The following is a 6,993-nucleotide window of genomic DNA, read 5'->3' as shown; positions in this document are numbered from 1 at the left end:
TCCCTGGCCTACGCGAATATCTGACGAACGAACCGAGAGGGGGGGGGGGGGGGGGGGGGGGGGGGGGGGGGGGGGGCGGGGGGGGGGGGGGGGGGGGGGGGGGGGGGGGGAGGGGGGGGGGCGGCGCGCCGGGGGGGCGCGCCCCGGGGGCGCCGCGGGGGGGCCGCGCGGGCCCCGCGCGTCGTGCCCCCGCCCCCTCCCCCCCCCCCCCCCCCCCCCCCCCCCCCCCCCCCCGCGCCCCCCCCCCCCCCCCCCCCCCCCCCCCCCCCCGGCAGGTCGATTACAGCAGGAAGCGGACCATATCGGCGGTACGCACCAATCCCGGTAGCGCCTCCGGCGTCGACCGCGGATGCAGCACATGCACCGCCAGCCGGAACATCACCGCCCGCAACAACATCTGCGGCCACTCGGGCAGATCGGCCCACCGTTCGAGCAACCCCTCATCGGCACCGCCCCACGACAGCGCATCCACCACGATCACGCCCGCCGCCCACGCGGCCGGGCGCCAGTACGGGGTGATATCGGTGAGCGCGGGGGTCTGCGCGCCGGCGAACAGTACGGTGCCGAACAGGTCGCCGTGCACCAGCTGGGCCGGAGTCCGAACCGGTTTGCGCAGCGTGGAAAGCTGGCCGATCAGGTCCAGACTGTGCCGGCCGTCCGGTGAATTCTCGATCACCGCACCCGCCGCGCGCAGGGTGCGCAACGGCACCGTCTCCCACGCGGCCCGGTCCGCGGCCACGAAAACATCCACATCCAGCCACGGTGTCACCGGCGGCTGGGACAGGAACCGGGGCCGGTCCAGGGTGGCGGTCGCCTTGTGCAGCCGCAGCGATACCGAGACCACCTCGTCGTGCCGCGGCTCCGGAGATCCGGGCATATAGGTATCGCAACGCCACCCCGACACCACGTACCGCCCGTCGGTCGCCCGTACCGGGCGAGCCAGCCGTAACCCGTCCACCCGCAGGTTTTCCCGGGTCTTGGCCGACCACGCGGCCCGGGCATGATCGGCGACCGGGCTGAGCACAACATCTCCGAGGCGCCAGCCGCCCTCCCAATCGCCGAGAGCGACCGGATCCAGTTCACGCAGACCGAATGTGGCCCGCACATGTTCGGGGGGTTCGACTGTGGTGGTCACGGGCCGTACCGTACTCCCGGCGCCCATGACGTCGAGTGCGCCACACCGAGCCGTAGCCGTGCCGCGACACGCCGGTCACAACCTCGGAACCCCGGTCTGTTCATATCCTGGCGGCCAACCCAAGCCGCCCGGCGGCGGCCCCGGAAGCCGCCGCCGGGCGCATCGGGTATCCGGCTGTCAGTACACCGGCAGCGAGGGATCCACCTGGTGTGCCCAGGCGATCACGCCGCCTTGCAGATGGGTCGCGTCGGCGAAACCGGCGCGTTTGAGCGCGGCCAGCGCCTCGGCCGAACGCACACCGGTCTTGCAGTGCAGCACGATCTTCCGGTTCTGCGGCAGTTCCGACAGCGCCTCACCGGAAAGGATGCGATCCTTCGGGATCAGCGTCGCGCCCTCGATATGCACGATGTCCCACTCCACCGGTTCGCGGACATCGATCAGTTCCACATCGCCGGTGTCGAGCATGTCCTTGAGCTCGCGGGCGGTCACGGTGGACCCGGCCGCCGCGGCCTGGCCCTCCTCCGACACCACACCGCAGAACTCGTCGTAGTCGATCAGTTCGGTGATCGGCTCACGCGCGGGGTCGCGGCGCAGTTTGATCGTCCGGTAGCTCATATCGAGGGCGTCGTACACCATGAGCCGGCCCAGCAGCGGTTCACCGATACCGGTGATCAGCTTGATCGCCTCGGTCACCATGATCGAACCGATGGATGCGCACAGCACCCCGAGCACACCGCCCTCGGCGCAGGACGGAACCATCCCGGGCGGCGGCGCCTCCGGGTAGAGATCGCGGTAGTTGATCCCGCGGCCGTCGGGTGCGTCCTCCCAGAACACCGATACCTGGCCCTCGAACCGGTAGATCGAACCCCAGACATAGGGCTTACCGGCCAGGACGGCGGCGTCGTTGACGAGGTAGCGGGTGGCGAAGTTATCGGTGCCGTCGAGGATCAGGTCGTATTCGGAGAACAGTTCCACCGCGTTCTCCGGCTCCAGCCGGAGCTTGTGCAGCCGCACGTCGATAGTGGAATTGATCTCCAGGATCGAATCGCGGGCGCTGTCGGCCTTGGGCCGGCCGATATCGGATTCCCCGTGGATGACCTGCCGCTGCAGGTTCGAGGCATCCACCTCGTCGAACTCGACGATGCCCATTGTCCCCACCCCGGCGGCGGCCAGATACAGCAGGGCCGGCGAGCCCAAACCGCCCGCACCGATCACGAGCACCTTTGCGTTCTTCAGCCGTTTCTGCCCGTCCATCCCCAGATCGGGAATGATCAGGTGGCGGCTGTACCGGGCGACCTCGTCCTTGGTCAGCTCCGCCGCAGGCGCCACAAGTGGGGGCAGAGACTTCGGTGATGACACGTCTGCGAACTCCTCGTATCGAATAGCCGGGTTCCGGTTACAACGCGGGCCCATCGAGCATTCTTCCCGATCAGCCGCGTGGATAAGGCCAGGGGTTGAACCGGCAGGCCTTCCCGTCCATCGGCACTACACCGGACGGGTCGAGGGCGGCTATCTCGTTGTTCGCCGTACCGAAGGTCTGCTGCATCATCACCGGCGCCAGCCCGCCCTCGCTTTCACACGGCTGATGCGCGTGATAGCCGATGGCATGACCCACCTCGTGGTTGACCAGGTACTGCCGGTAGGAACCGATATCCCCGTCGAACGCCGGCGCACCCCGGACCCAGCGTGCCTCCGACAGCACCACCCGCCCCTGGTCGGAGTTGTAGCAGGACGAGTCGATGGGGATTTCGAACCCGCACGCCTCGCGGGTGGTGTTACGGGCGGTGAGCGAAATACGGAAGTCCGGGTCGCCGCGGTCGATCCGCCGGAAGGCGAACTTGCGGTCGTGCACCCAGCTCTTCGGGTTACCCAGGGTCGATTCGACCATCCGGGCGACCGAATCGTCCCCGCCGAACGCCCGGGTATCGATCCCGTTCTCGATTTCGACGGTGTAGCTGAAGGTGTACTGCTCCCCCGCACCCACCCGTTCGGATGTCCCCGCCACGACCCGCCAGGTGCCCTTACCGTTCTCGGTGAACGGCCCACCGGCCGGCAGGGCTCCGACGGGCAGATCCTCCGGAAAATGGCCGTCGCCCGGCGGCGCCCCGATAATTCCCGCACTGGCCGGTGGCGTGCCGAGCACGCCCGGCGCCGGATCGGCCGGATCGGCAGTGATCCCCGGCCCGGCCCGGAGGGCGTCGACCGCCACGAAAGCGGTGAGGGCCACCAACGCCGGGAGTGCGTAGGCACGCCAGCCGTAACGTGCGGCGAAACGGCGCAACCAGGCCCGTTTCCCACCGGCCGGCCCTGGTTCGGCAGGCGGCGGGGACGCGGTGGGATCCCAGCGTGCGACCAGCGGCTGCCGGGATTCGTCCACCCGTTCGACCGCGGACCCGGCCCCGGTCGTCGCGTCGTCGGCGGCGAGGTCTGGATCGTGGGGGCGGTGCGCGCTGCGCCCGCCGCCGGAAGAGCTGCCCGGTCGGTCGGTCACAGCGTCCACACTCTCACAGGCGGTCCGGACCGGCGGCAACTGCGGTGGCCGGGATACCGGGTTCGCCCACCCGGGTCGGCAACAGCACTGTGAGCGAGTATGGTGCTCAAAAGACCCGGTACACACCCCTTTGCCGGGGAATCGACTGGGAGATCCGAATATGACCGACCTCGTGGACCGGATGACGTCGCGCTCCTCTTCCGGCACCGCCCCCAAACGTGGCACCCGGCTTCCACGTGACGAACGACGCCAGCAGCTCCTGGCCGCCGCCAGCGAGGTCTTCGTACTCCGCGGCTACCATGCCGCCGGAATGGACGAGATCTCCCAGTGCGCGGGAGTCAGCAAGCCGGTGCTCTACCAGCATTTCACCAGCAAACTCGAGCTGTACCTGGCGGTCCTGCAGAACTACGTCGACATGCTGGTCTCGAGTGTGCGCCAGGCGCTGCGCTCCACCACCGACAACAAGCAGCGGGTCCGGGCGGCCGTCGCCGCCTATTTCGATTTCGTCGACAACGAGATGCAGGGTTTCCGCCTCGTCTTCGAATCCGACCTCACCAACGAGCCGCAGGTACAGCGCCGGGTGGAGCAGGCCACCGAAGCATGCGTGGATGCCGTGTACGACCTGGTGGCCCACGATTCGGGTCTGGATCCTTACCGCGCGCGCATCCTCGCCGTGGGCCTGGTGGGCGCCAGCCAGTTCACCGCCCGGTACTGGCTGGAAGCCGATCGGCCCATCCCGAAGGACGAGGCCGTCGACACCACGGTCGCGCTGGCGTGGGGCGGCCTCAAACACGTCCCACTGCATCCGCTGGTCTGAGACATACGAAGCCCCCGCCCGGATCGGGCGGGGGCTTCGGCGTTACGGGGCGCCGGCCTCAGACCGCGGCGAAACCCACCCGGCCACCGGTAACCGCACCGATCTCCACGTAGGCGATCTTGCCGGCCTGGATCAGGTACTTCCGGCCCTTCTCGTCGGCCAGCGCGAGGACCCCGCCCGAGGCGCCCAGCGCTTCGGATACCAGTGCCTCGACCTCGTCCGGGGTCTGTGCGCTGGAGATGACGAGCTCGCGCGGGCTATCCGAAATACCGATCTTGACCTCCACGGCCAACCTCCGAACCTTAGAGTTCTGTGCTGTCCCCGCAAGGTTAGTTGAGCCCGGTCGCACCGTGGCACATACCCGGGTGCGCCCTCAGCGAACAGGCTCGATCGGCGTCACGGCGGTGCATTACCTGGAGCTGCGCATCCGGAGCAATGTCGCGCACGCCGTTTCGCACCGGCCGCACCCAGCCGAACTACAGACCGAGGACCGCCATGCGTTCGGAATGCGCGGTCTGCATACGGTCGAAAAGGGTGGCGATACCGTTCAGGTCGCCGGTGGCCGCGAGGACCAGTTCGGTCAGCTCGTCGCGCTGGGCCATCACGTATTGGGCCTGGGTGATCGCCTCGCCGAGCAGGCGGCGACCCCACAGGGTGAGCCGGTCGCGTTCCGAACGGCTGGCCGCCACCGCCCGGCGGACCTCGTCGATCACGAATTCCGAATGCCCGGTATCGGCCAGCACATCGCGCACCACGGCCGCCACATCGGGACTCAGCGCACCGGCGATCTCCCGGTAGAAGTCCGCGGCGATACCGTCGCCGACGTGGAACTTCACCATCGATTCCAGCCAGGTCGACGGGTCGGTGGAGCGATGGTAGTCGTCCAGGGCCCGGGTGAACGGCGCCATGGCCGCGTATACCTCGGCACCGCGTTCGGTGAGCGCGGTTTCGAGGCGTTCGAAATGCGCGAGTTCGGCCGCCGCCATCCGGGCCACCGCAACCTTGCCCGGCAGGCTCGGCGACAGCGCCGCCTCCTCGGTGAGCCGGTAGAAGGCGGATATCTCACCGTAGGCCAGAACCGCGAACAGATCGGTGACACCGGGATGCCCGGCGGGAATAGGTGAGGCGATCGGCTCGCTCGGCGTAACACCCAGCGCGGCGGGTGACTGTGCTCCCATGGAACTCCAGCGTAGTACCTGCCCGCGCCGGGCGATCGTGGTCACGCCGGTGTTGTGAGGAACTTGTCGAGGTAGGTCCAGGTGGTGTCACGGGCGGTGGCGCCGGTCAGGATCGCCAGATGCCCGCCGGGTGCCGTCTCGTAACGCACGCTCTCGGCGCCGGTCAGGGTGCGCAATCCACGTTCCACCGCGCGCGCCGGCGTGATCACATCCGAGGGCCCGCCCACCAGTAGCACCGGCGCGGTGATATCGGCCAGCCGTATCGGCCCGGTACCGAAATTCACTACCCCGCGGCCGATTTCGTTACGCAGCACCAGCCGGTTCCACAGCTGCTGATACATCCGCCCCGGATAGCCCGGCATATCGGCCATGAACCGGTCGACGGCCTCCATCCGGGCCAGCGATTCGGTGCGGGCCAGATTCCCGGCCACGAACCAGGGCCGCTTGACCTCCCGATCCCATGCGGTGATGCGGTAGGCGAGCCGGGTCAGCGGCGCCGGCACACCCCCCATCGCGCCCAGCGCCGCCCCCACCGCGGCGCCGGTGCCCGTACGCCGTGCCAGCGCGGCCAACTGCGGGGTACCGGGCATCGCGTTGTAGTCCAGCGGCGACCCGATCGCGGTAATAGAGCGGATCGGCAACCCGGTATCGGCGGCCGCTGCCAATAGGGCCATCGTGCCGCCCAGCGACCAGCCGACCAGATCCACCCGCGGATCCTCGCCCGCACCGTCCCGGTCGGCGACCGTGCGCCGGATCGCCTCCGGAATGATGTCGTGTACCCAGTCCTCGAACCCCATCCGCCGGTCGGCGTAGGAGATCTCGCCGTAGTCGATCACATAGGGCGCCCGGCCGGTCTCCAGCAGGAACTCCGCCACACTCTGCCCCGGCCGCAGATCGAAACAACTGGCCGGCGCCGCCAACGGCGGCACCAGCAGAACCGGCCGCCGCGCCCGCCCCCGCCCGGCCACCGGCTCCGGCTCGAAACGCCGCAACTGCCGATGCGGTGCGTCCCACAGCACCGTCGCCGGCGTAGGACGCCGCCCCTCCACACCGTCACCGAACGTCAGCGCCCACGCATTCCGCGCGGCCCGCCCGACGGCCCGCGTCACCTCACCCTCCGGATCGACCGCGCGCACGGCACGATCCGCCAGAGCAATACCTCGATCAGCAATACTCACTGTGCTAGTTTGGCGGGGCGTAGGGGCGCGGGGGGGGGGGCCCCCCGGGGGGGGGGTGGGGGGGGGGGGGGGGGGGGGGCGGGGGCGGGGGGGGGGGCGGGCGGGTACGGCGGGGGCGGTGCGGTGCGGTGCGGGGGGGGAGGGGCGGCGCCCTCCGCCGGCGACGGTGCTGTGGGACGCACCGCATCGGCAGT

Annotated in this window: 7 protein-coding genes; 1 reads left to right on the top strand and 6 read right to left on the bottom strand. The window is 69.8% G+C overall.

What is annotated here, in order from left to right; translation table 11 throughout:
- Positions 1-280: 280 nt before the first annotated feature.
- The 3 genes from QH196_RS14245 to QH196_RS14235 all read right to left on the bottom strand — a co-directional run bounded on the left by QH196_RS14245 (position 281) and on the right by QH196_RS14235 (position 3,626).
- Positions 281-1,135, bottom strand: coding sequence for a TIGR02569 family protein (locus QH196_RS14245; protein ID WP_432279493.1), 855 nt, complete (start codon positions 1,133-1,135; stop codon positions 281-283).
- 177 nt (positions 1,136-1,312) lie between these two features.
- Entirely contained in the window at positions 1,313-2,494 is a 1,182-nt protein-coding gene (gene moeZ, locus QH196_RS14240) for an adenylyltransferase/sulfurtransferase MoeZ (protein WP_280416258.1), read from the bottom strand.
- Positions 2,495-2,564: 70 nt separating this feature from the next.
- Positions 2,565-3,626 carry a DUF3152 domain-containing protein gene (locus QH196_RS14235; protein WP_432279492.1) on the bottom strand — a complete coding sequence of 354 codons (1,062 nt, stop codon included), beginning with the start codon at positions 3,624-3,626 and terminating at the stop codon, positions 2,565-2,567.
- Positions 3,627-3,786: 160 nt separating this feature from the next.
- Between QH196_RS14235 and QH196_RS14230 the strand changes: the two genes are divergently transcribed.
- A complete protein-coding gene (locus QH196_RS14230) occupies positions 3,787-4,443 on the top strand; it encodes a TetR/AcrR family transcriptional regulator (RefSeq protein WP_062972929.1) in 657 nt (218 codons plus the stop codon).
- 58 nt (positions 4,444-4,501) lie between these two features.
- Here the strand turns inward: QH196_RS14230 and QH196_RS14225 are convergent, their stop codons facing one another.
- From QH196_RS14225 to QH196_RS14215, 3 genes are all read right to left on the bottom strand, one after another.
- Positions 4,502-4,729, bottom strand: coding sequence for a DUF3107 domain-containing protein (locus QH196_RS14225; protein ID WP_280416262.1), 228 nt, complete (start codon positions 4,727-4,729; stop codon positions 4,502-4,504).
- 190 nt (positions 4,730-4,919) lie between these two features.
- Positions 4,920-5,621 (bottom strand): ferritin-like fold-containing protein, encoded by a 702-nt coding sequence (locus QH196_RS14220; RefSeq protein WP_280416261.1) that lies wholly within the window; start codon positions 5,619-5,621, stop codon positions 4,920-4,922.
- Positions 5,622-5,662: 41 nt separating this feature from the next.
- The gene (locus tag QH196_RS14215) at positions 5,663-6,730 is read right to left on the bottom strand and encodes an alpha/beta fold hydrolase (protein ID WP_280416260.1); all 1,068 of its coding nucleotides are present in this window, start codon (positions 6,728-6,730) and stop codon (positions 5,663-5,665) included.
- Positions 6,731-6,993 lie beyond the last annotated feature (263 nt).

This window comes from Nocardia carnea (assembly GCF_029868325.1).
GTDB classification, from domain to species: Bacteria; Actinomycetota; Actinomycetes; order Mycobacteriales; family Mycobacteriaceae; genus Nocardia; species Nocardia carnea_C.
Note: the sequence above shows the minus strand (reverse complement) of the source record. Positions and strands in the feature narration are given on the sequence as shown.